Annotated in this window: 18 protein-coding genes; 8 read left to right on the top strand and 10 right to left on the bottom strand. The window is 44.2% G+C overall.

The window, feature by feature from the left end:
• Positions 1 to 14: 14 nt before the first annotated feature.
• The 6 genes from panB to sfsA form a co-directional block, all read right to left on the bottom strand.
• A complete protein-coding gene (gene panB / locus AB4140_RS03760; protein WP_102435750.1) occupies positions 15 to 809 on the bottom strand; it encodes a 3-methyl-2-oxobutanoate hydroxymethyltransferase in 795 nt (264 codons plus the stop codon).
• A gap of 66 nt (positions 810 to 875) precedes the next feature.
• Positions 876 to 1,406: a 2-amino-4-hydroxy-6-hydroxymethyldihydropteridine diphosphokinase gene (gene folK, locus AB4140_RS03755; RefSeq protein ID WP_371999851.1), complete on the bottom strand. Its 531-nt coding sequence runs from the start codon at positions 1,404 to 1,406 to the stop codon at positions 876 to 878.
• A gap of 2 nt (positions 1,407 to 1,408) precedes the next feature.
• Positions 1,409 to 2,746, bottom strand: coding sequence for a polynucleotide adenylyltransferase PcnB (locus AB4140_RS03750; protein ID WP_371999906.1), 1,338 nt, complete (start codon positions 2,744 to 2,746; stop codon positions 1,409 to 1,411).
• Positions 2,747 to 2,913: 167 nt separating this feature from the next.
• The gene (gluQRS, locus tag AB4140_RS03745; RefSeq protein WP_371999850.1) at positions 2,914 to 3,792 is read right to left on the bottom strand and encodes a tRNA glutamyl-Q(34) synthetase GluQRS; all 879 of its coding nucleotides are present in this window, start codon (positions 3,790 to 3,792) and stop codon (positions 2,914 to 2,916) included.
• A gap of 201 nt (positions 3,793 to 3,993) precedes the next feature.
• Positions 3,994 to 4,437 (bottom strand): RNA polymerase-binding protein DksA, encoded by a 444-nt coding sequence (dksA, locus tag AB4140_RS03740; RefSeq protein WP_102435720.1) that lies wholly within the window; start codon positions 4,435 to 4,437, stop codon positions 3,994 to 3,996.
• A 118-nt stretch (positions 4,438 to 4,555) separates the two neighbouring features.
• The gene (sfsA, locus tag AB4140_RS03735) at positions 4,556 to 5,260 is read right to left on the bottom strand and encodes a DNA/RNA nuclease SfsA (RefSeq protein WP_371999847.1); all 705 of its coding nucleotides are present in this window, start codon (positions 5,258 to 5,260) and stop codon (positions 4,556 to 4,558) included.
• A gap of 143 nt (positions 5,261 to 5,403) precedes the next feature.
• On the opposite strand from sfsA, the gene pepB reads away from it, so the two are divergent.
• Positions 5,404 to 6,678, top strand: coding sequence for an aminopeptidase PepB (gene pepB / locus AB4140_RS03730; RefSeq protein WP_371999845.1), 1,275 nt, complete (start codon positions 5,404 to 5,406; stop codon positions 6,676 to 6,678).
• 68 nt (positions 6,679 to 6,746) lie between these two features.
• Here the strand turns inward: pepB and thpR are convergent, their stop codons facing one another.
• Entirely contained in the window at positions 6,747 to 7,298 is a 552-nt protein-coding gene (thpR, locus tag AB4140_RS03725; protein ID WP_157937388.1) for an RNA 2',3'-cyclic phosphodiesterase, read from the bottom strand.
• A 199-nt stretch (positions 7,299 to 7,497) separates the two neighbouring features.
• On the opposite strand from thpR, the gene AB4140_RS03720 reads away from it, so the two are divergent.
• The 3 genes from AB4140_RS03720 (at position 7,498) to mrcB (ending at position 14,978) form a co-directional block, all read left to right on the top strand.
• Positions 7,498 to 9,738: an EAL domain-containing protein gene (locus AB4140_RS03720; protein ID WP_371999843.1), complete on the top strand. Its 2,241-nt coding sequence runs from the start codon at positions 7,498 to 7,500 to the stop codon at positions 9,736 to 9,738.
• A 159-nt stretch (positions 9,739 to 9,897) separates the two neighbouring features.
• A complete protein-coding gene (gene hrpB / locus AB4140_RS03715; RefSeq protein WP_371999841.1) occupies positions 9,898 to 12,507 on the top strand; it encodes an ATP-dependent helicase HrpB in 2,610 nt (869 codons plus the stop codon).
• Between the two features lie 227 nt (positions 12,508 to 12,734).
• On the top strand, positions 12,735 to 14,978 hold the full coding sequence (gene mrcB / locus AB4140_RS03710) for a penicillin-binding protein 1B (RefSeq protein WP_371999904.1): 2,244 nt from the start codon (positions 12,735 to 12,737) through the stop codon (positions 14,976 to 14,978).
• Between the two features lie 164 nt (positions 14,979 to 15,142).
• Here the strand turns inward: mrcB and AB4140_RS03705 are convergent, their stop codons facing one another.
• The gene (locus AB4140_RS03705; protein WP_303413357.1) at positions 15,143 to 17,332 is read right to left on the bottom strand and encodes a TonB-dependent receptor domain-containing protein; all 2,190 of its coding nucleotides are present in this window, start codon (positions 17,330 to 17,332) and stop codon (positions 15,143 to 15,145) included.
• Between the two features lie 312 nt (positions 17,333 to 17,644).
• On the opposite strand from AB4140_RS03705, the gene AB4140_RS03700 reads away from it, so the two are divergent.
• Both AB4140_RS03700 and AB4140_RS03695 read left to right on the top strand, forming a co-directional pair.
• Entirely contained in the window at positions 17,645 to 18,343 is a 699-nt protein-coding gene (locus AB4140_RS03700; protein WP_102435732.1) for a DUF3581 domain-containing protein, read from the top strand.
• Between the two features lie 130 nt (positions 18,344 to 18,473).
• Positions 18,474 to 18,860 (top strand): RNA polymerase subunit sigma, encoded by a 387-nt coding sequence (locus AB4140_RS03695; RefSeq protein WP_076543163.1) that lies wholly within the window; start codon positions 18,474 to 18,476, stop codon positions 18,858 to 18,860.
• A gap of 90 nt (positions 18,861 to 18,950) precedes the next feature.
• On the opposite strand, the gene AB4140_RS03690 is transcribed toward AB4140_RS03695, so the two are convergent.
• Both AB4140_RS03690 and AB4140_RS03685 read right to left on the bottom strand, forming a co-directional pair.
• A complete protein-coding gene (locus tag AB4140_RS03690; protein ID WP_371999839.1) occupies positions 18,951 to 19,667 on the bottom strand; it encodes an MliC family protein in 717 nt (238 codons plus the stop codon).
• A 112-nt stretch (positions 19,668 to 19,779) separates the two neighbouring features.
• Positions 19,780 to 19,965, bottom strand: coding sequence for a cytoplasmic protein (locus AB4140_RS03685; RefSeq protein ID WP_076543161.1), 186 nt, complete (start codon positions 19,963 to 19,965; stop codon positions 19,780 to 19,782).
• 269 nt (positions 19,966 to 20,234) lie between these two features.
• Between AB4140_RS03685 and AB4140_RS03680 the strand changes: the two genes are divergently transcribed.
• A complete protein-coding gene (locus AB4140_RS03680; protein WP_102435736.1) occupies positions 20,235 to 20,678 on the top strand; it encodes a MarR family winged helix-turn-helix transcriptional regulator in 444 nt (147 codons plus the stop codon).
• Positions 20,679 to 20,919: 241 nt separating this feature from the next.
• Positions 20,920 to 22,071: a chromate efflux transporter gene (gene chrA / locus AB4140_RS03675; protein ID WP_303501830.1), complete on the top strand. Its 1,152-nt coding sequence runs from the start codon at positions 20,920 to 20,922 to the stop codon at positions 22,069 to 22,071.
• The last annotated feature ends 67 nt before the right edge of the window (positions 22,072 to 22,138 follow it).

The raw sequence follows: 22,138 nt of genomic DNA, 5'->3' as shown, positions 1-22,138 counted from the left end.
TAATTGGTTCACTATTAATTAAATGAGTGTTCATCAGCAGGGAAACTGCCATTGGCAACTTCTTCGATATAGGCTCTTATTGCCGCACGTATTTCGCCAGTTTGCTTGAGGTAGTTTTTAGAAAACTTTGGAATGTAACCACTGGAGATCCCCAGTACATCATGCATGACCAAAATTTGGCCATCAGTATCAGGACCTGCACCAATACCAATTACCGGTATGGTAAGCGCTTCAGAGATTTTTTTCGCGAGTGCAGTTGGAATGCATTCAACTACTAATAATTGCGCGCCAGCGGCTTCTAAAGCTTTGGCATCATCAATCATACGTTGGGCTTTATCTTCTTCTCGGCCCTGAATTTTAAAGCCACCAAATACGTGTACTGATTGCGGAGTTAACCCAAGGTGAGCACAGACAGGAATACCGCGTTCAGTGAGCATTTTAACGCTTTCAAGTAGCCATTCACCACCTTCCATTTTTACCATGGTTGCACCTGCTTGCATTAGGGTGCTGGCATTGCGCATGGTTTGTTCCGGTGTGGCGTAACTCATAAAAGGCATATCTGCGATAAGTAGGGCGCGTTTACAACCGCGGCTGACGCTGGCGGTGTGATAAGCAATGTCATCAACGGTCACAGGTAAGGTGTCATTGTGGCCTTGGAGCACCATGCCTAAGGAGTCGCCAACAAGAAGCACATCGACACCTTCGCTATCAAATGCGCCGGCAAAGCTGGCATCATAAGCGGTAAGGGCGGTAAATTTTTTACCTTCTTGTTTGAATTTTATCAGGGTTGAGCTAGTGACTTTTGACATAATAAACTCTGCAAAGAAATCATATTCAAATAATGGAAATACACTCTGAGCTACCATTACAATGGGTTAAATTTGAATTAACTCAGCTCGCATTTCAGTGGTAATAAGGTGTTGTAATTTAGTGTTACATGGTAGCACTAAATCGGCAGCAATATCTGCCAGTGGTATTAGCACAAAACTGCGTTGTTTCATGCCGTAATGGGGGACTGTTAATCTCGGTAAATCAATCATTAGCTCGCCATATAATAAAATATCGAGATCTAATGTTCTTGGTCCCCAGCGTACATATCTCACTCTACCTTGCTCATTTTCAATGGCCTGAAGGGCATCAAGTAAGGCTATAGGACTCAGAGTCGTGCTAAAGCTAACCACTGCGTTGACATAGTCAGGTTGCTTTACCTCGCCCATTGGTCGTGAGCGATAATAATGAGAGACCTTTATATGATGATCTTGCCCTAAGCTTTTTATTGCAGTAACTGCATTATCTAGCTGCTGTTCAGGGTTTTCAAGGTTAGCGCCAAGGGCAACAAATACCCTTGTTGCCTTTTCAGCGGCTTTGGTCGCCCTAGTGTGAACCTTAAGTGGTTTATGACTCATTGTTATTCTTGAGTATTAGCAGGCTTTGGAGCTGACTTAGGCTTATTAGGGCGTCTACGTTTACGCTGCTGGGCGTTACGATTTCTGCTTGGGCCATTCTTGTTACCGCTTTTGGCGATATCAGTACGTTGTTGCTCATCGGCTTCAACAAATGACTGCCACCAATTGGCAATTTTACCAATATTGCCCGCTTCGGCTTCGCCGCGCAGTAATAATAAATCATAAGCAGCGCGGAATTTAGGGTGCTCTAATAATTTGAAGGCACGGGTGCCTTGGCTACGTTCTAGACGCAATTGTAGCTGCCAAATATCTTTTGCTGGAGTACTGAAGCGGCGTGGAATGCTAATGGTGCGACATTGCTGCTCCATCACATCACCCATAGCGGCAACATGAGCATCGTAATGACTTAAGCCACTTTCTAAGGCAATATCATCAGCACGTTGCTTGAGTGGATACCACAATAATGCCGCATAAAAGAAGGCGGGCGTTACCGGTTTATCTTGGCTGACGCGTAAGTCGGTACTGGCCATGACTGCCGTTAGCATTTTAGCGGTATTGCCACTGGGTTGCTCTTTGATTAACGCAGAAATTTGCGGAAATAGCGGCGCAAATAAACCAAAATCTTGCATCATGTTGTAGTTAGCTTCTGCTTTGCCAGCAAAAAATAACTTTAGCACTTCTTCGTACATACGCGCTGCAGGGATATCTTTTAATAATGGCGCTAATTCTTTTATTGGCGCAGCCGTTACCGGCTCAATGGTCATATCCAGTTTGGTAGCAAAGCGCACCGCACGTAACATCCGCACCGGATCTTCACGGTAACGAGTTTCAGGATCGCCAATCAGCTTGATGACTCTAGCATCGATATCATGAATACCACCGCCGTAGCTGTGGATAGAGTAGTCGCTAATGTCGTAATACAGGGCGTTAATAGTAAAGTCGCGACGTTCAGCGTCTTCATCTATTTCACCGTAGACATTGTCACGAAGTAGACGACCTTCAGCATTGGATTTGGAAATTTTGTCATCATTTTCATTGTGATGACCACGGAAGGTGGCGACTTCGATAACATCACGGCCAAAAACAATGTGTGCCAATCTAAATCTGCGGCCCACTAAGCGTGAGTTTCTAAAGAGCTTTTTAATTTCTTCAGGGGTCGCATTGGTGACCACATCAAAATCTTTCGGCTCCATACCTAATAGAATGTCACGAACACCACCGCCAACTAGGTACGCTTTATAGCCAGATTTACTGAGTCTATAGAGTACTTTTAACGCATTTTCACTTATTTGGCGTCGAGAAATAGTATGGGCATCTCTGGTGACAATGTCCAAACGCAGGCCGTCATCTTGGCTTTGTGGCTCAATGACAGGAGTGGTTTTATTGTCTTCAAACAGCTGTTTGCAGAATTGACTTATACGGCGAAAAATAATACACCTCGAACGACATTATTAAATGGTTAAAAATCTGGCGGCTATGATATACCAAATGTTACTGAATGAGTATATCACTGCTCAATCAGAATCTCAGATAGTTGTGGAATTTGGCTAATCGCAAATTGCTCTGCGGCCTGTTTTAGCATGACATCGACATCATCAATATCAACTTGTTGTTGCCCAAGAAAGCGCAATGCGGCATTGATGCTGGCTTGGGGACGTTTTCGATCAATGGCATTAGCATAATTTTGCTTTGATAATTTAAACCCTGGCTTGGTGCAGGCTAAAGGTAGATGCAGCCAATTGGGGGAGTTAAAGCCCAAAATATTATTCATGCTTATTTGGCGGCAGCTGGTTTCCAGTAGATCGCAGCCTCTGACTATTTCAGTGATCTGTTGAAAGGCATCATCTAACACCACAGCTAATTGATAGGCGTAAAGGCCATCACTGCGTTTGATGATAAAGTCTTCAGCCGCAAAGCTGTGCTTTACCGTGACACTTCCCATCACTAAATCAGTAAAATGTTCAACCTGGGCGCTATTTCTGATACGAACGGCGCCTTGGGTTAATCGAGGGCGTAGCTGACCACAGCGGCTGTCATAAACGCCGCCCATTTGTTGAATTCTTTTTCGAGTGCAATGGCAAAAATAGCTAAGATCTTCTTTTAAGAGCTGCTCAATATGCTGCTGATAGATATCAAGCCGATGGCTTTGAAATAGCTCAGTATCATCCCAATGCAGGCCATAAGCCTCTAAGGTGGTCAATATATCACTGCTTGCACCAGCCACTTCTCTTGGTGGATCTATATCTTCAATCCTGACGAGCCATTTACCCTGTTGCTGTTTTGCCCGCAGGTAACTGCCAAGGGCTGCAATAAGGGAGCCAAAATGTAACGGGCCAGATGGGGACGGAGCAAAGCGACCAATATAAGCGGATGAGTTCAGCGACATAGCTTTTGCCTCGATTTATTGGTGTCGACATAAAAGGTTACTGCTTTTATGCCATAGCCGATAAACAAGTTCTGTTAATCCTAAAAGTAAAAATCAAAAAATACAAAAGGCGAGAATAATCTCGCCTTTTGGTATCAATACTGCCCCGCCTCATAAATAGCAAGCTAGCAGTTTTGCTGTGTGACAAATGTATGGGCTATATTAGCCAGCCATTTGTCTTTCTTTTATTTCTGCAAGCGTCTTACAATCGATACATTGATCAGCTGTTGGACGTGCTTCTAAACGGCGAATACCGATTTCAACACCACATGAATCACAGAAACCGAAATCGTCTTCTTCAATTTTTTGTAGTGTTTTTTCAATTTTCTTGATCAGCTTACGTTCTCTGTCGCGTGCTCGAAGCTCTAAGCTAAATTCTTCTTCTTGAGCTGCACGGTCAACAGGATCTGGAAAATTAGCAGCTTCATCTTGCATATGGTTCAAGGTGCGATCAACTTCTTCGCGTAACTGATTACGCCAAGCGTCTAAGATGATCTTAAAATGAGAGCGTTGCTCTTCACCCATATACTCCTCGCCAGCTTTCTCCTGGTAAGGTTCTACACCTGCGATAGCGAGTACGCCAAGTTTTTTGGTGCCTTCAGGCATAACGCATCTCCTGTAATAATTAGTGATTTTATGTGCGTCTAAAATTTATGGCCGCTATCTATAGCAGAAACACCACAGCGTGGCAAATTATTTGATTAGTAAGTTATACTTTTTTGAACTAAACAATGACTTTGCACCTATGGGTTATCTTACTTGATAGCGCTGAAAGTTCGGTTTGATATGCTAGCACTTCAACACCACTGTTAACTGATTGTTTCAATAATTGAGCATATTGTGGGTCGATATGCGCTGCAGCTTGAACAAGGTTAATGCCATTGTGCTGTACTACAAACAGTAACACCGCTCTGTAACCTAGACTAGCCATATGTATTAACTCACGCAAATGCTTTTGTCCACGAGTGGTAACTGAGTCAGGAAAATAGCCTACTGTTTGCTCTAATAATGTACAGCTCTTTACTTCAACGTAACATGGTGGCTTGGTTTCATCACTGAGTAAGATGTCTATACGACTATTTTCTTCGCCATACTTAACTTCTCTTTTTAGTGTTTCATACCCGCCAAGCTCAGTGATCACCCCATTAATAATCGCTTCTTCAGCTAATGCATTAGCGCGGCCGGTATTTATACCTATTAAGTGGTTTTCTGGAGTAGCGCTGAGTTCCCAAGTGTTGGGGTACTTTCTTTTTGGGTTATCCGAAGTGGAGAACCAAACGGTTTCACCTGGAAATAAACAGTTTTTCATCGAACCGGTATTAGGGCAGTGAATGGTTATCTCACTGCCATCATCAAGTTGCACGTCGGCCAGAAAACGCTTGTAGCGCCTCAGTAAAGTGCCTTGTTGTAAGGGAGGGCTAAAGTCCATTAAAAAAGAATGCTCCTAAAATTATTTGTTAACAATTATTTTTACTAAATGCCCGAGAATTAGTCACGTTCATTTAAATATTTACAGTACAATTAGCTTATTGGCTACCTAAGTTACAACGCAAGCATAACAAGGAAATTACAATGGAAATAATGACCATTACCCTAACACAAGAAGCGCCACAGAGCCTTTGGGGTAAAGCAGATGTGAGCTTTCAAGGCCATCAAGCGTTGATCCATTTATCTGCAGCAGATGAATTACGTCAAGTACAAATGGCGGCTAGAAAAATTCGTAGTCAGGGTATTAGCAAGGTGCAGCTTGACGGTGAGTTATGGAGCCTTGATTCGCAATGGGCTTTTTCTCAAGGTTTTACCACGGCCAAAGGCCCATTTGAAGTACTCTGGTGTGGTGACGTGAGCACTCAAGCCACTTTATCTCATCGCTTTGAAGCGGCAAGTTTCGCGCGCAAATTAGTTAACGAAACCCCTGAAGAATTGTCTCCGGTTATTCTTGCCGAGCACGCAGCAAACTGGCTCAAAGACATTGGTGGCGACAAGGTCAGTTTTGATATTTTTGAAGGCCAAGAATTACTCGAAAAACAATGGATTGGTTTACATGCGGTTGGCCGTGGCAGTGAGCGTCCGCCAGCGATGCTAGTGCTTGATTTTAATCCACTCGCAGCCGATGCCAAAGTATCCACCGCTCTTGTGGGCAAGGGCATTACCTTTGACTCTGGCGGTTACAGCATTAAGCCTTCAGAAGGCATGCTGGATATGAAATGCGATATGGGCGGCGCGGCAACAGTGACAGCAGCGCTGGGTCTAGCCATGAAAGCCGGTCTGAATAAGCGGGTTAAATTGTTTCTGTGTTGCGCCGAAAACCTCATCAGTGGCCATGCTTACAAGTTAGGTGACATCTTAACTTATAAAAATGGCGTTACCGTTGAAGTGGTTAACACCGATGCTGAAGGGCGTTTAGTGTTAGCTGACGGGCTGCAAGCAGCATCAGATACTGGAGCAGAATTAATTATTGATGCGGCAACACTGACAGGTGCGGCGATTATGGCTGTGGGCAATAATTACAATGCGATATTTTCACCGCAAATGGAAACCTTGCAATTAGCACAACAAAAAGCGGCCACTGTTGCTGAAAATGTCTGGCCACTGCCATTGGATACTTGGCATAAAGATATGTGCCCTTCACCTTATGCAGATACCGCCAATAGCCGCGCAATGAAAGGCGGCGGTGCAGGCGGCGCGTCAAATGCAGCAGGCTTCTTATGGCGCTTTGTGAGCCCAGAAGTTAACTGGTTGCACATGGATTTAGCTGGTGCATATGCATCATCGGCTACGCCATTATGGAGCGCTGGCGCAACAGCTCATGGAGTATTGACCATCGCGGCAATGTTAGAGCGATAAAGCCTATAACTCTTCAGGTTTTAGCTATAGATTCGAGAAACGAAAGCTGCCTAGGCAGCTTTTTTTCGTTATGGCTGTAAAGGCCACTGTTGCAGTGGTTTATATATAAGCCCTTGAGTACTGCTAATGGATTCATAGAGGGTTAAATGGCGGGCTTTTGTGTTTATAGCTTCAGTGAGTGCAGGTAACTTATCTATAAGGGCTGCAGGCTCTGACACAGCTCTAAATAAGCTGATATGGGGTCTAAATTCATGCTGAGTTTGATAAAGGTTTAAGTGTGATGTCATTAATTTTAAGCTGTGGGCAATATGCGCCAACGCTTTTTCGGCATCACCCTGAATGCACAAGACTTTCGCTTTAGGCCAGTAAGCAAGTTGTTGCAGTGGTTGTTCAAAAGCGCTGAAATGCTGCTCGGTGATATACCGATCAATCTGCAGCATCTGATCAGAACTAATTTTGCCTAAAAATGCAGCGGTTAGATGTAAATTCTCCCGCTTAACGGCGCTAACCTGTATACTCAGATGCGGCATTAATTGCTGCTGATATTGGCTCAATTGAGTGCGGTTTGACTCTGATAATGCAATGGCAATAAAACAACGTTTATGGTGATTTTTAGTCATGGGTCTCCTTAACGCCATTGATCCTTATCTGTTGTTAGCATTATTTTTTATTATTATGACGTTTATCGTCAAAGACATGTTAGCTTAATCGACGGCAACAGTTTACGGTTAGGTAAATTAACAGCAAGACCAGTGAAGCTCCGTTTAGAGGGATACTGTATAATGACAGCAAAAATGCTGCGAATGAATGAGTCATTGAATGAGCAATAGTGAACTGAAATCAGTATGGGCTAGCCCGCAGTCTGCTGAATTAAATCACTACCTGTGCTGTGATAAGGTTATGGCTGAGATTGATGCATTGCAACTGCAATTAGGCGTCGATGAAATCGTGGTTTTACTATCCCAAACAACTGAAAGTCTAACCAGTGGTAAAGTTTACCATGTCAAGGCGTTGCAAGCTTATCAGCATCAAGATCAATTTCAACAGCATCTTCAGCGCCAACCTAATAACGCACTAATAGGCCAATCACTCGCTGCCTTGCCTGATTTATGTGAACAATTACTCGCACAAGATAGTGCTGATATCAATGCCACAACAAGTCTTTTGCAGCGTCAAATAACTGATTTTGTTCAGTCACGGTCCGAGGTGTTTTCACTCTCTTTGAGTGAAGCGGTGCAAATAGGCAATACCAGGTTGATTTTTTTACCACTAAAATATCAATTAAATTGGCAACTTGAGGCCTCGGATGGTGTCAATTGTCCTATGACAAAGCTTAACGAGGCTAGCCTAAAGCTGGCATCTGAAGCTGAGCTGGCTCGCGTATCGCAATTATTAACAAACAAAGAAGCCCAATACCTTGAGCTTTTTCAGCAACTGCCGGTAGCCTGTTCGCTCATTGATAAGGACAACTGTATTAGCAGTCAAAATCAAGTGGCTAGCCAAATTTTTCCGTCAATCAGTAATCAAAGTTTATATTCATTAATCAATGCAGATGACCACATATTGTTGGATGATTGCCTACACATTGTCAGAGATGGAGCACTGCATCAGTCATGGTGTGAAGTTCCACTGGTTAAAGCGGGTGTGACTCACTGGTATAAACTTAGCTTTTGCCGCGCATTAGACATAGAGCAGCAATTATTGATGATGATTGAAGATGTGTCAGAACGCTATCGTTTAGCCGATGAGCTGTCATTTCAATCCAACTATGATCCGCTCACAGGTCTGCCGAATCGGTTACAGTTTGAGGCAATGCTTGAAGAATTAATTGAGCATAAAGATCGCTTGCCTGTGTGTGTTGCCTTTATGGATCTTGATCAATTTCAAGTGGTTAATGATATCAGTGGTCATCAAGCTGGGGATGAATTGTTACGTCAGGTGTCTAAGCGTCTGAGCTACTTACTGCGTCATGGCGATGTCGTTGCCCGTTTAGGCGGCGATGAATTTGGCATTTTAATGTTCCAAGCGGATAAAGAGTCAGCCGAGCAAGTGGGCAACCGCATTTGCCAGCAATTATCCGAACATGAATTTATTTGGGGCGAAGTCAGCCATAATATTGGCGTTAGTATGGGTATGACTCAACTGGATGCGAAGTCAGAAGACATTTACCGCATTATGAGTCAGGCAGATGCGGCGTGTCGTATCGCCAAAGAAGATGGCCGTAATCGCTGGCATTTTTACAGTAAAAACGATCCCCAAGTACATCATTTATATAATCAAATGCTGGCCTCCGTTGATATCGTCTCGGCACTGGCGCTTAATCAGTTTGAATTATTTTATCAACTCATAGAACCGCTAAATTCTGACGAGCGTGGCATTCACATGGAAATCTTATTGCGCATGGTGCAAGAGGATGGCCGTTTTGTATCACCAGGGGTGTTTTTACCTGCAGCAGAGCGCTATAACCTAGCATCAAAAATTGATAGCTGGGTTATCGACAACCTTTTAAAGTGGGGCGCACGCAATAGCGAAATTTGGTCGCAATTATCAATGGTGTCGCTAAATTTGTCAGCGCTGTCATTATCCGATAGCAAGTTTATGGACTGGTTAGAAATACGCTTGATGGTTGAGCCTGAACTGGTGTCTAAGTTGTGTTTTGAAATCACCGAAACCGCCGCTATTAGTCAACTCGAACAGGCCACCACCTTGATTGAGCTATTAAAACCTTTAGGTTGCAAGCTGGCTTTGGACGATTTCGGATCGGGCTTTTCAAGTTTTGCTTATTTGAAATGCTTAGATGTGGACTATGTCAAAATTGACGGTCAGTTTGTGGTTAATGTCTGTGACGACCGCAGTGATAAAGCCATTGTCTCGGCTATTTGCCAGCTGGGTAAAGATATGGACTTTGAAGTGATAGGCGAATTTGTTGAAAGCGCTGACATTGGGCGGCAATTAAAACAGCTTGGTGTTAGCTATGGCCAAGGCTACGCGATTGGAAAACCTACCCGCTTGCAGGATTTATCCTCAGGGATCAGAACGCCGTGGTTAATCGATTTATAGGCGATTAGCTTTTTCGTTTCAGTCGTTAATTGTCAATGTGTGCATGCTTCGATTTGCATATGCTTTAATCTGCCCCCGCTTCGATCTGCATAGAGCCGTAGCATCAATAATCGTTTATGAGTAAACTGAAGCCAGATTTTCGCCGTTAAAGTATCTCCTTTGAGCTCATTACCTATTCAAGCCTTATTTGCGCCATTACAACAGGCGCTGGGCGATCATTCGCAAATTATCCTCGAAGCGCCCACGGGTGCCGGTAAATCCACCGCACTACCTCTGGCAATGCTGCAGTGGCCGCAAATTAGCGGCAAAATCCTCATGCTGGAACCAAGGCGGGTTGCTGCTCGCAGTGTGGCGCAATTTATTGCTAAATCCCTAGGGGAAAAAGTCGGTGAGCGAGTGGGCTATCGGGTCAGAGGTGAGAGCCGAGTCGGGGCTAATACCCGCTTAGAAATTGTCACAGAGGGTATTTTAACGCGGATGATCCAGCAAGACCCAGAGCTTGAAGGCATAGAGGTCATTATTTTCGATGAAATCCATGAGCGTCATTTACCCACAGATCTGGGTTTAGCGCTGGCGCTAGAAGTGCAAGACTCGCTGCGCGAAGATCTTAAAATTATTGCCATGTCGGCAACCCTATCGGGCTTACCCTTAAGCCAATTAATGCCTGACGCTGCCACATTAGTAAGCCAAGGTCGAAGCTTTGATGTTGAAACGCTTTACCGACCGGTAATGGGGCAAGTGCAGTGGCTAAGTCATTTAAGCCAAGTGGTTATCGACAGTGTCAGCAGTAGCAACACAGTCCCAAGCGACTACCAACATGGCTCGGTGTTGGTGTTTTTACCCGGCAAAGGGGAAATTAATCAACTGCAGCGATTATTAAGTCAGCGACTAGACCCAAATGAATTTTTACTGTGTCCCTTATACGGTGATTTATCTCCTGCTGAGCAAGATAAAGCCATTTCTCCCGCCCCTAGTGGCAAACGTAAAATCGTCATTGCCACTAATGTTGCTGAGTCGAGCTTAACCATCGATGGCATCACTATTGTGATAGACAGTGGGTATAAGCGTGAGGCAAGCTTTAACCCACGCACAGGTGTTAGTCGATTATCGTTAAGGCGTATAAGCCAAGCCTCGAGTATTCAGCGTGCAGGCCGTGCAGGGCGCTTACAAAAAGGCTGCTGCGTGAGATTGTGGGGCCAAGAAGAACAAAGTCGAATGATGGTGGCTGATGCGCCTGAAATCACCCAAAGCGAGCTGACGTCAATGGCGTTTGATTGTGCCTATTGGGGCGTGAGTGATATTGAGTCCTTACCGCTATTAACCAAGCCGCCAGCGATTCATCAACAGGTGGCGTGGCAATTACTCGCCAAGCTTGAGCTGGTGGATGAGCAACATAAAATCACCGCTCAAGGCCAAGCGGCCTATGAGCTAGGTTGTCACCCGCGTTTAGCGCACATGTTGCTGACTTCGCAAGCCCTTGCTAAATCCCAGCAACAGGCCGACTTAGTGTTACTGGCATGTTTACTTGCTGCGATACTCGAAGCACGAGGCTTACCTAAAAAAGGCGCTGATATCAGTCAGTACCTGGGTTTAGCGACCCAAGGACAAATGGCAACCCAAGTCAATAAATGGCAGCGGGCGCTATCTGCTAAAGGCGATATCAAGCAAGTGGCTCGCGACGCCGCCAGTCGTGATATTAGTTTATTATTGGCGCTGGCATACCCCGACAGAATTGCCAAAGCCCGCGGTAAACTAGGTTTTGCCCTCAGTAACGGCACAGGGGTTACTATTGATGCTGAAGATGCTATGGCTAATCAAGCTTGGTTAGTGGTGGCCGATTTTCAAGAAACCCAAGGCCGCAATGCAGGACGAGTCTATCTTGCTGCGGCAATCAACCCTGAGCACTTCCAGCAAGAGCTTAAATTTTTAACCCATGAGGTTAAAATTTGTCAGTGGGATGAAATCAAAGGGCGCTTTTTTGCTGAAAAGCAAACCCGAGTGGGTGAGGTTATTATACAGCGCGCTCAAGAAACTCAGGTAGATAATAAATTAATCCAGCAAGCGTTATTGAGTCACATCCGCGCGAAAGGCTTAACTGTGCTGGATTTGGGCGAAAGTTTTTTGCAATTACAATATCGACTGAAGTTAGCCCAGCAATTTGCGCCGCAACATGATTGGCCAAACCTTGATGATGCCAGCTTGCTAGCAAGCTTAGAGCGGTGGTTAGCGCCATATTTAGCTGAGGTGAATTCCATTGCCAAATTACAAAAACTTGATACCTTTGGCCATGTGAAAAATCTGCTGACATGGCAGCAACAGCAAACATTGAATGAATTGCTTCCCACTCATTGGCAAATGGCTACCGGCACCCGAGCACCGATTGAGTATCAAGTGGTCGCTGCTCAGGCCGTAGAAAGTGAAGCCGATGGCAGCGATAGTGATAAGCAAAGCATGGAAAATGATGCCGCCGACAGCAATAAGGCCGTCAGCGGTAGAGCGCTATTAAAAGTACGCCTGCAAGAGGCTTTAGGTTTATCACAAAGTCCGCTATTACTTCATGGTAAGCTCACTGTCACCATGGAATTATTGTCGCCAGCCCAGCGACCTATTGCTGTAACCGCAGATTTAGCCAGTTTTTGGCAAGGCCCATATATTGAAGTAAAAAAAGAAATGCGTGGCCGTTATCCCCGCCATTTATGGCCTGACGATCCGGTTAATACAACCGCCACTAAATTTACTAAAAAGAAGACGCCAGGCTTAAATTGCTAATGGCGATAAAGAATTAAAAAAAGATGACAGAAACGACAAAGATGATGGCTCCTCAAGCGCCTAAAAAAAATGTAGCGAAAAAGCCTGCAGAAAAGCAATCGGTTCCTAAAACAGCAGCGCCTAAAACGCCAGCGACCAAAACTGCTGCGACGAAAAAAAACGCCAGCAAAAAAGCGGCGACTAAAAAGCCTAGAGTAAAAAGGGTCGTTGCTAAAGCTAAGCCGTCAATGTGGAAAAAACTGTGGTCAATCGGCTGGAAACTCGGCTTGATTGGCATCGTGGTGGTGAGCTCTTACGGCATCTATTTAGATCAAATTATTGCCCGTAAATTTGAAGGGCAAAAATTTCACTTACCCGCACAAGTGTTTAGCCGTTCAATGGCCATTTATCCCGGCGCAGCCATAAACCATCCGCAGCTAATGGCGGAGCTAAAACTGCTTGGCTATCGTAAAGTGGCCAACCCTCGTCAAGTGGGCGAGTTTTCAGCATCCAGTAGTAAAATTGAGCTTTGGCGTCGACCATTTTTACACCCAGAAGGCGATCAAGCAGCTCAGCGGGTGATGATTTCATTTGACTCTCAAGGGGTCAACTCAGTGCAGCGCATGAGTGATAAGCGTCAATTAGCAGTATTTCATTTAGAGCCAGTATTGCTGGATCGCATTTTGGCTTCTGGCGCTGAAGACCGATTATTTGTGCCTACCACAGAAATGCCCCAAGCTATTGTCGATGCCCTGATTTTGGTCGAAGATCGCAGTTTTTATCAGCATCATGGGGTTAATCCATTTGCCATTCTCCGCGCCGCTATCGTCAATGTGACCGCCGGGCGCACAGTTCAAGGTGGTTCAACCTTAACTCAGCAATTAGCCAAAAACTTCTTTTTAACCAGTGAGCGCTCAATTGTGCGTAAAATCCGTGAAGCCTTAATGGCAATCATCATTGATTTTCGATACAGCAAAGAAGAGATACTCGAGGCTTATTTAAATGAAGTGTATATGGGGCAAGACAAGGCGCGTGGCGTTCATGGTATGGGCTTGGCGTCGCAGTTTTACTTCGGCCGTCCTATCGCGGAGCTAACAGTATCCCAACAAGCCTTTTTAATTGCCGCCATTAAAGGGCCATCATACTACAACCCTTGGCGCTCACCTGAGCGGGCGCAAAATCGCCGCGACTTGGTGCTGCGATTACTGATGGAAGATGATCGCTTAACCGTTGAGCAATACAAAGCGGCGGTAGAATCACCACTCGGGCTGCGTGATTTTAATAAATCAGTACATCAAAAACTGCCAGCTTTCTTTGCGGTGGTAAAACAAGAGTTACGAACGCGTTATGGTGATAGCTTACTGCAGCAATCAGGGGTCAAGGTATACACCACCTTAGATCCTATGGCTCAAGATGCCGCCGAAAAAGCAGTCGTTAGCACCATGAAGTCACTGGATGAACGCACTAAAAACGTGCAAGTAGGGATGGTGGTAACTGACAAATACACCGATGGCATTGCCGCCATGGTAGGGGATAGAGTGCCAAGCTTTGACGGCTTTAACCGCGCAGTGGAAATTCGCCGCCCGATTGGCTCGTTAGTGAAACCATTTGTGTATGCCACTGCATTGCAACAAGGCAGTAAATATAATTTGGCGACCCCAATAGCTGACAAACCGATCACCTTACAAAATGGTCAAGGTAAAACCTGGTCGCCACAAAATGTGGATCGAAAATTCCGTCAACAGGTGCCATTATTAGATGCATTTAAAAACTCAATGAATGTACCAACGGTGAATATTGGTATTGAATTAGGCGTTGATAATGTCGCTAAAACCATGGCTAATGCGGGTTGGTCCGATGCTATACCTCGCTATCCATCAATGTTGTTAGGGGCCATTAATGGCTCACCTTATATGGTGGCGCAGGCTTATCAAACCATTGCCAATAATGGCCGTTATCGACCATTAACATCAATAACTGCGGTGCTTGATACTAATAATCAACCATTGAAGGTAACGCGTGAAAGTGCCGTTCAAGGAATGGATCCTGCAACCGATTTCTTGGTGCAATATGCGATGAATCAAGTGGTCAAAACCGGCACTGCTAAACGCTTGGGTCAAGCATTCCCTAATGTAGCTCTAGCGGGTAAAACCGGCACCAGTAATGATAGTCGTGACTCTTGGTTTGCAGGCTTTGATGAGCGTAACGTGGCAGCTATTTGGGTTGGTCAAGACGATAACAGTAAAACGGGTTTATATGGCTCAAGCGGCGCAATGGCAGTGTACCAAGCATTTTTAAAGCAGCGTCCGCCGTTAGGTTTAAGAATGACGCCGGCAGATGGCATAACCCAAGGTTATTTTGATAAAGACACTGGCGTGGCAAAACAAGCCGATTGTGACAATGTGATGGCGCTGCCTGCCACACGTGACAGCTACAAGCCTGCTGCAAACTGTGGTGAGCCCTTGTCTTGGTGGCAAAAAATCATCAATTAACACTCAGCTGAGTCAGCTTTATAATCTTAATGATTAATTAGGCAGAATAAAAAATGGCTACTCGTTTGAGTAGCCATTTTTATTGTGTCGGTATTTAGCGAGCTTACCTTTGGCTTAAGTTTATATCGCTTAACTAAAGCTTAGCTAAATCTTAACCTAAGCGATTAAAACTTATAGTGATAACCGAGTGTTGCCGTTTGCGGCTTACCAGCAAAGATAGAACCATGAATGCGGGTGGTCATATAGGTTTCATCCAATAAGTTATCAACGGTTAAGTAGACTTCAGATGCATCATTAATGAAGTAACGAGCCGATAAATCCACAACGGTTTTATTGGCAATTAATTCTTCTGCAGGGATACCACCTTGATCGGCGACGGTGCGCATATCAGAGGTATAACGACCTGCAATAGTGACTTGCCATGCTTGTGCTTGAACGCCTGCAGATAAGAACAGTTGGTTATCAGGTAAATAAGGCAGTTCATCACCTTTTTCAACGTCGCCCCATGACTCAAAGTCAGAGATGAATGCGTTTTGGAATTCAGCATTGCTGAAGGTGTAAGCCATTTTTACCGGGAAACTAATCTCGCCTGTTTGATTAAATTCATAACCTAAACTTAGTTCAATGCCACTGACTTCAACTTCACCAGCATTGTATTGATTACCGATATTGTCATCATCACAACCTTGAGCCGCGGTGCAGTTACCATGCATATTGCTGTAATCACTGTAAAAGGCGATAGCTTCAGAGTTTAATGCACCAGTGTTGTAACGAACACCTGCTTCATAGTTCCAGCTTTTTTCTTCTTTACCGTCATCATTACCGGGGGCGCTAGGGGCAAAACCTTGCTGAATGCCTGCGAGCACAATTAAGTTATCGGTTATTTGGTAAGTTGCTGCAACTGAAGGTAAAACCACATCAAAGCTGTTGCTGATATCTTTATCTGGTGCGCCTTCACGGCCGACGTTAGTTTTACCCCAATCACGACGCTGGGTGGTGACATCTTCATAACGTAGACCGGCAGTAATGGCTAAATCACCGAAGGTCATCTTATCTTGAACATAAAAAGCAAACGCTTCAGCACTATCAATACGGTTTGAATCAGAACCAGGAGTGCCGCTATTAGTCAGCGACATCACTTGGTTAGCGCCTAACTCATAGGTATCAACCCACTGGAAGCGATCCATTTCATCTTCATGGTAACGAGCGCCAATGGCTAAGTCATGGTCGCCCACTAGCCAATTTAGCTCAGTTTGAATACCTTGGGATAGGTAGTCACGGTTATTGGCTTTCACTTCAACATCAATCGCAGCTGCTGAAGCAGGATCGCGATCAAAATCAGCCGCAGCTTCAATACCACCGCTACTTAAACTTTGACCCGCCACTTTATTGGTTTTATACCAGTTGCGGTGGAAGTTGTTGTAATAAGCCGTGGTCGCAAGTGATACAGTCGAGCTAAAGTCGATGATATGGTTTAACTGAATTTGCTTGTGATCAGTGCTCATTTCATCTTTTTGAGAGGCAGAGTAACGCATATAAGGTGAAGCGTTATAATCATCTTCAGTTAAACCCATGTAAGTTTCGTTAGACACTTCATCTGAGTACTTTAATTTTAATTCAAGGCGTTGCTGATACTTGGCATCGTCGCTACTATCAATACTGATTTTCGCTAAGGCATCGTTTTTCACAAAACCAGTATCACCACCAACACCATTAATGTCGCGAAAGCCATCAGCTTGATAACGGTAAATTTCTGCTACCGCGCCAACGCGTTCGCCTTGACCGCCTGCATGGGCATGTACTTTAGCAAAGCCGTCTTGTCCTGCGGCCACATCAATACCGCCAGCCAGTTCTTCCACTGGGATTTGACGAGAAAGCATATTGATAATACCACCAGTGGTGCGAGGGCCGTATTTAAGGGTCGAGCCGCCTTTCATGATCTCAACGGTTTGCATTCTACCAGAGGTTGGAAAGTAGTAAGCCGCAGGAGAAGCATAAGGCGCAGGCGCCGCTAATACTCCGTCTTCCATAATGGTGATTTTTTCAGAACGATTTTGACCCGTGCCACGCATACCAATATTTGGACGTAAGCCATAACCATCTTCTTCTTGCAGATACACCCCAGGCACAGACGCTAGGGTGCGCATAATGTCGGTGTATTTGAAGTTTTCAATTTCAGCGTCACCGATAACATGAGCACTACCGGGAACATTATTAACCGGATTGGCACTGCCAAAAATTGAGATTTGCTCCATGGTGGCATTGGTTGCAGGATCTGTATCGGCAGCAGATGCTGAAAAAGCGCTGAATAGGGCAGTGGCTAAAAGACTAATTCGAAGGCTGTGTTGAGTCATGTAAATCTCCAAAGGCGAATTGCAAATATAATAAAAATGGTAATTGTTATCATTTGTATCCGTATTGTGATGGAGTTTACTTAATTAATTACTAAAATCAACATTTGAGTTAATAATGTTAACTCAAATGTTGGAGTTGGATTAGTATGATGTGGTTCGCTTCACAAATAGTGAGGTAAGAGCATAGTGCTGCAGTCGTGACAGCGATTAAGTCATCGGCTGAGTTTATGTGAATTTTTGCTGTAAACTCGATTCACAATAAACCCAACTCAATAAGAGATGGATATCTTTAACGAATAAGAATGGATGTATATGTTTTTGTCACCTTATTACGCTAAGCAAGACCAAAGTGTGTTTATTTCTGCTTTGCAAGCGAGCAATTTCGCCAAGCACGTCGCTGAAGACTTTAATCCTATTCATAATGTTGGCGCTAAACGCTTCTGTGTTCCTGGTGACTTACTGTTTGCTTTAGTGCTCACAGAGTTCGGCTTGAGCAAAAAAATGAAGTTTAAGTTTGCTGGCATGGTCGGTGATGGCGTTGAGTTAATTCTGGATCAGCAAGCCGGTGAACAATTTAGTATTTGTGACAACAAAGGCAAAGAATACCTGCATATCGAACGTGAAGGGGCGCTTTGTCAATGTGATGTACAAAAAGCGGCATTCATCAAAAGTTATGTGGCGTTTTCTGGGCTTAATTTTATTCATGTACTCGTGCCGATGATGAAACAGTACGGCATGATGATTAACCCAGCCAGACCTTTGGTTATTTATGAAAGTATGTCTTTTCAATTAGATACTTTCGATTTCACTGATATGAGCCTTGAATTGGTTGAGCAGGATATGCAAATCAATGGCAAACGCGGTGATGTGACCTTGCAGTTTGCCTTAAAAAGCGCAGGTAAAGTCATAGGCTCAGGTATCAAAACCCTAGTGTTAAGCGGTTTACGCGAATACGATGAGCTGCAAGCGCAGCAAATGTGTCATAGCTATGAAAGCAGTAAATTAGCTTAACTTCTGAAAGTTAAGTTTTAGTTAGCCAGTAGTAAATTAGCATTATTCCATTTTAAAAATGCGATATTCCGTTTTTACATTATGCTTTAGGTAGGATACGTCCATAAGTTGATTATCGCTTGAGGTTTATATGAAAAAATTATTACTGGTTTCGCTTTCTTTTTTAGCATTTTCAGCTAGCGCGAATATTATTTATGATAAAACGGGCGTGAATGAAAAAGATTTTGTTTTCGATCAATATCAATGCCAAGAAATGTCACAGCAAGTTCATAAAAATACTGAATCTCGTGGTGCCATTAGTAGTGGCCTTAAAGGTGCGGCAGTAGGCGCAGCGGGCAGTGCCATTGCTGGTGGTAGTGGTTCACATGGTGCTAAAACCGGCGCTGGTATTGGTGTTGCTGTAGGCTTGCTAGGTGGCGCGAAAGATAGAAGAGCCAATGAAGCCAATTACGAAGCAGAGAAAGAAACAGTAGTGCGTAACTGCATGGCAAATCGCGGCTACAGCATTTTAAACTAATCTAAACCGCTAGCGCTTAGTACTTAGCGCTTAGCGTTAGTAAACAATAAACCATGCTTTTTAGCATGGTTTTTTTATTGGACTTTTACCCTATTTTACTCGGCAATCTATATCCGCTTGCCCAAATTGGCTTAGCACGGCTTGTTGCTGGTGAGTCCAGAAACTAACATTCTGCCCTTGGTATTTCGCCCCAGATGCACTTAGCGTCAGTAATGTTAATAGCGGATTTTGCTGCGCTACCGTGACAGCTCTTGAATCTGCAATTGGATCAGCAGTTGGAGCTAAGCTTAGGTTCAATATTGCTGCAGGTATCGCAGTTTGGTTATAAAAATAAACCCTAATACTCATCAGATTGTTGTTCGATGGGGGATCACATTGATATTGTACCGCCTTAGGTACGTCAAATACCGCAGCGGCGATCTGTAATTCGGTTAGCCGTGAAGTATAGGCGTAAATCACGCACTGTTTAATATCGTCAGCCTTCCAACACTCATTACGGCCTTTTATCCAGCCTCGCTGAAAAGCTTTAAGTTGCGCTAATGCATCTACATCTAAATCAGCATCTGCGCCTAGCTGGGAAATTGACTTTTTGAACACTTGATAGAGCTGTATATCAAGCTGTGCCAATTGACTATCTTGGCAAATAAGCTGCTCCACTTCGCCACTTGCTTGCTGGCAATCAAAAGCAGGCGCTAACTTATCAGCTTCAGTGGCTTGAGTATTAGCTAATACCTCATGATCACTCAGTGCAATGGCCTGAGTGCTCGCGCAGTAACTCAGCAATAACAGTAATGCTCTTATAGCCATGATAGACAATCCTATTTTTAAAGGTGCTTAAAAATAAATCATAACCTATCTGGCTAATTTAGCTTAATCGAGCATGAGCTTAATCCAACAGCTCAACTCAGCAGTAACAGCTTTAGGCTTTGATATTAATGTTATGGCCTGAGTTACCAACCGGTGGTGGCAGCGCGGCTTCAATTAATTGAAGGGCCATTTCACCTTCAATTTTTTGCTGATCTTTTGCAATTACAGCAACTTTGAGGCTACTACCTGAATCGATATTGGTCGGCATTGATGATGGAGCATTGATGGAAAGTGCCATAATATTATTACTCTAATTAGCGAAACCTAAATGGGTTAATGATTTATCGGCCAAAATAAGGAAAGGTAGATAATATTTTTGTATTAATCTGTATCAGCGCAGTAATGGCTAATGGTCTATCAGTATATTGTATTGTGCGCAATTTAAGTGTGATAAACTGATAATCGCTTTGGCTATGCAGTAGTTGTGATTAAGCTGCACATCAAATACTGAGCGCCATAGATATTAGAATTTTGCGAGAAAGTAAGCCTGTGACTAGGATTTAAGGAATGATTATGAGTGAAAAGTTTGATGCATTGGCATTAGAAAACCAAGTATGTTTTGCGCTTTATAGTGCCACCAATGCGGTCGTGCGCGCTTATCGGCCACTACTTGATGAACTATCACTAACCTATCCGCAATATTTAGTGATGATGGTGCTGTGGAAAGAGCCCGGGATTAGCGTTAAAACCTTAGGTGAAAAATTACATTTGGACTCAGGCACCTTAACACCGTTACTAAAAAGACTGGAAACAAAGCAACTGGTTATCCGAGATCGCAGTAAAGAAGACGAGCGGGTTAGGGTATTACAGTTAACGCCCCAAGGACTGGCTTTAAAACGGCAAGCGAGCCAAATTCCACAATTGATGCGCTGTAAAGTCGGTGGCAGCGCAGATGAATTACAGCAATTAAAGTTACTCAGCGAGAAAGTGTTAGCGCAATTACAAGCCTAACTAGACTCAATGAGCTATCGAGCCTATTGTCATCAAACTGTGCGGTCAGAAAAAGTACGCTGTCATAAAAACGACACCAAAGCGTCATATAATTAATCTAGTGACGGGGTTGATAGCAAGCTGGTATTAATGATCTCGTATCAAACTCTTATTATTTAAAACTAATTATTTAAACCTCATTATTTAAACTTAAGCCAGTGATGCTATCGCCAGCTTATCTCTAAACGGAATTGGACAGCTTATGTGGCAAATATTTACCCGCTTTTTAGCCTTAGGTTTAGTCAGTTTTGGCGGCCCCGCAGCGCATATTGGTTATTTTAGGCAGACCTTTGTTAGCGAGCTTAATTGGCTCGATGAAAAACGCTATGGCAGCTTTGTGGCGTTAAGTCAGTTTATGCCAGGGCCGGGTTCGAGTCAGGTTGGCTTTGCTATTGGTTATCATCGCGGCGGCTTAGCAGGCGCAATAGCCGCATTTTTGGGTTTTACCTTACCGTCTTTTATGTTGCTGTTCTTACTCGCCATAACCAGTGCCAAGTGGCTTGAAGCCGATGCGGTTGTCGGCATAATCCACGGCTTAAAACTGCTGGCAGTAGTGGTCGTTGCTGATGCGACATTGGGAATGTTTAGCCAATTTTGTCAGCGCAAAACCGCCCGGGTTATTATGTTGCTTACCGCAGCTTGCTTGATGTTACTCCCCTCAATGCTGACCCAAATTATCGTATTATTGCTGGCGGCGATAATGGGCGTGGTATTGCTCACCAAAGGCGAAAATATTACCCCAGAAAATAGCCCCATTAAGCTTAACTATGGCTGGTTAGCATTATTTATCATTGGCATAGTGTCGACGTTTTACTTTATTAATCAAACTGGCACCCTAGGCCAAGTATTTGCACAATTTTATCAGGTGGGCAGCTTAGTGTTTGGCGGCGGTCATGTGGTGCTGCCACTGCTGGAAGCCAATGTCGGTGAGCTGGTAAGCCCAGATCGATTTCTAACCGGTTATGCACTAGCGCAGGCGATTCCTGGGCCTATGTTCACCTTGGCGACCTTTTTAGGGGCCGATTTATGGTTGGAGCAACCCATTTTAGGCGCTATTGTGGCGACCATTGCCATTTTTTTTCCAGGGTTTTTACTGATGCTGGTGGGGTTAAAAAGCTGGCATGCTATCAGTGAGCGACCGGTTATATCAGGTGCTATTGCTGGAGTGAATGCCGCAGTGGTGGGGTTATTGTTTGCCGCACTTTATTCGCCAGTGTTTACCTCAGCGGTGCTATTACCTATTGATATGGCATTGGTGTTATTAGGCTTTGGCGTGCTGAAAATCTTTAAGCCCAACATTGTTTTGTTAGTAGCAGGGTTTGCCGCTACAGGGGCTTTGTTAGCCGTGCTTTAACTAAATACGATATCGCGATAAAAAAAGGCAAGCTTGGTGATATACCTAAGCTTGCCTTTTTTATCAG

Origin of the sequence: Shewanella sp. 10N.286.51.B2 (genome assembly GCF_041469265.1) — a bacterium.
GTDB lineage: Bacteria > Pseudomonadota > Gammaproteobacteria > Enterobacterales > Shewanellaceae > Shewanella.
This window is presented reverse-complemented; position numbering and strand designations above follow the sequence as displayed.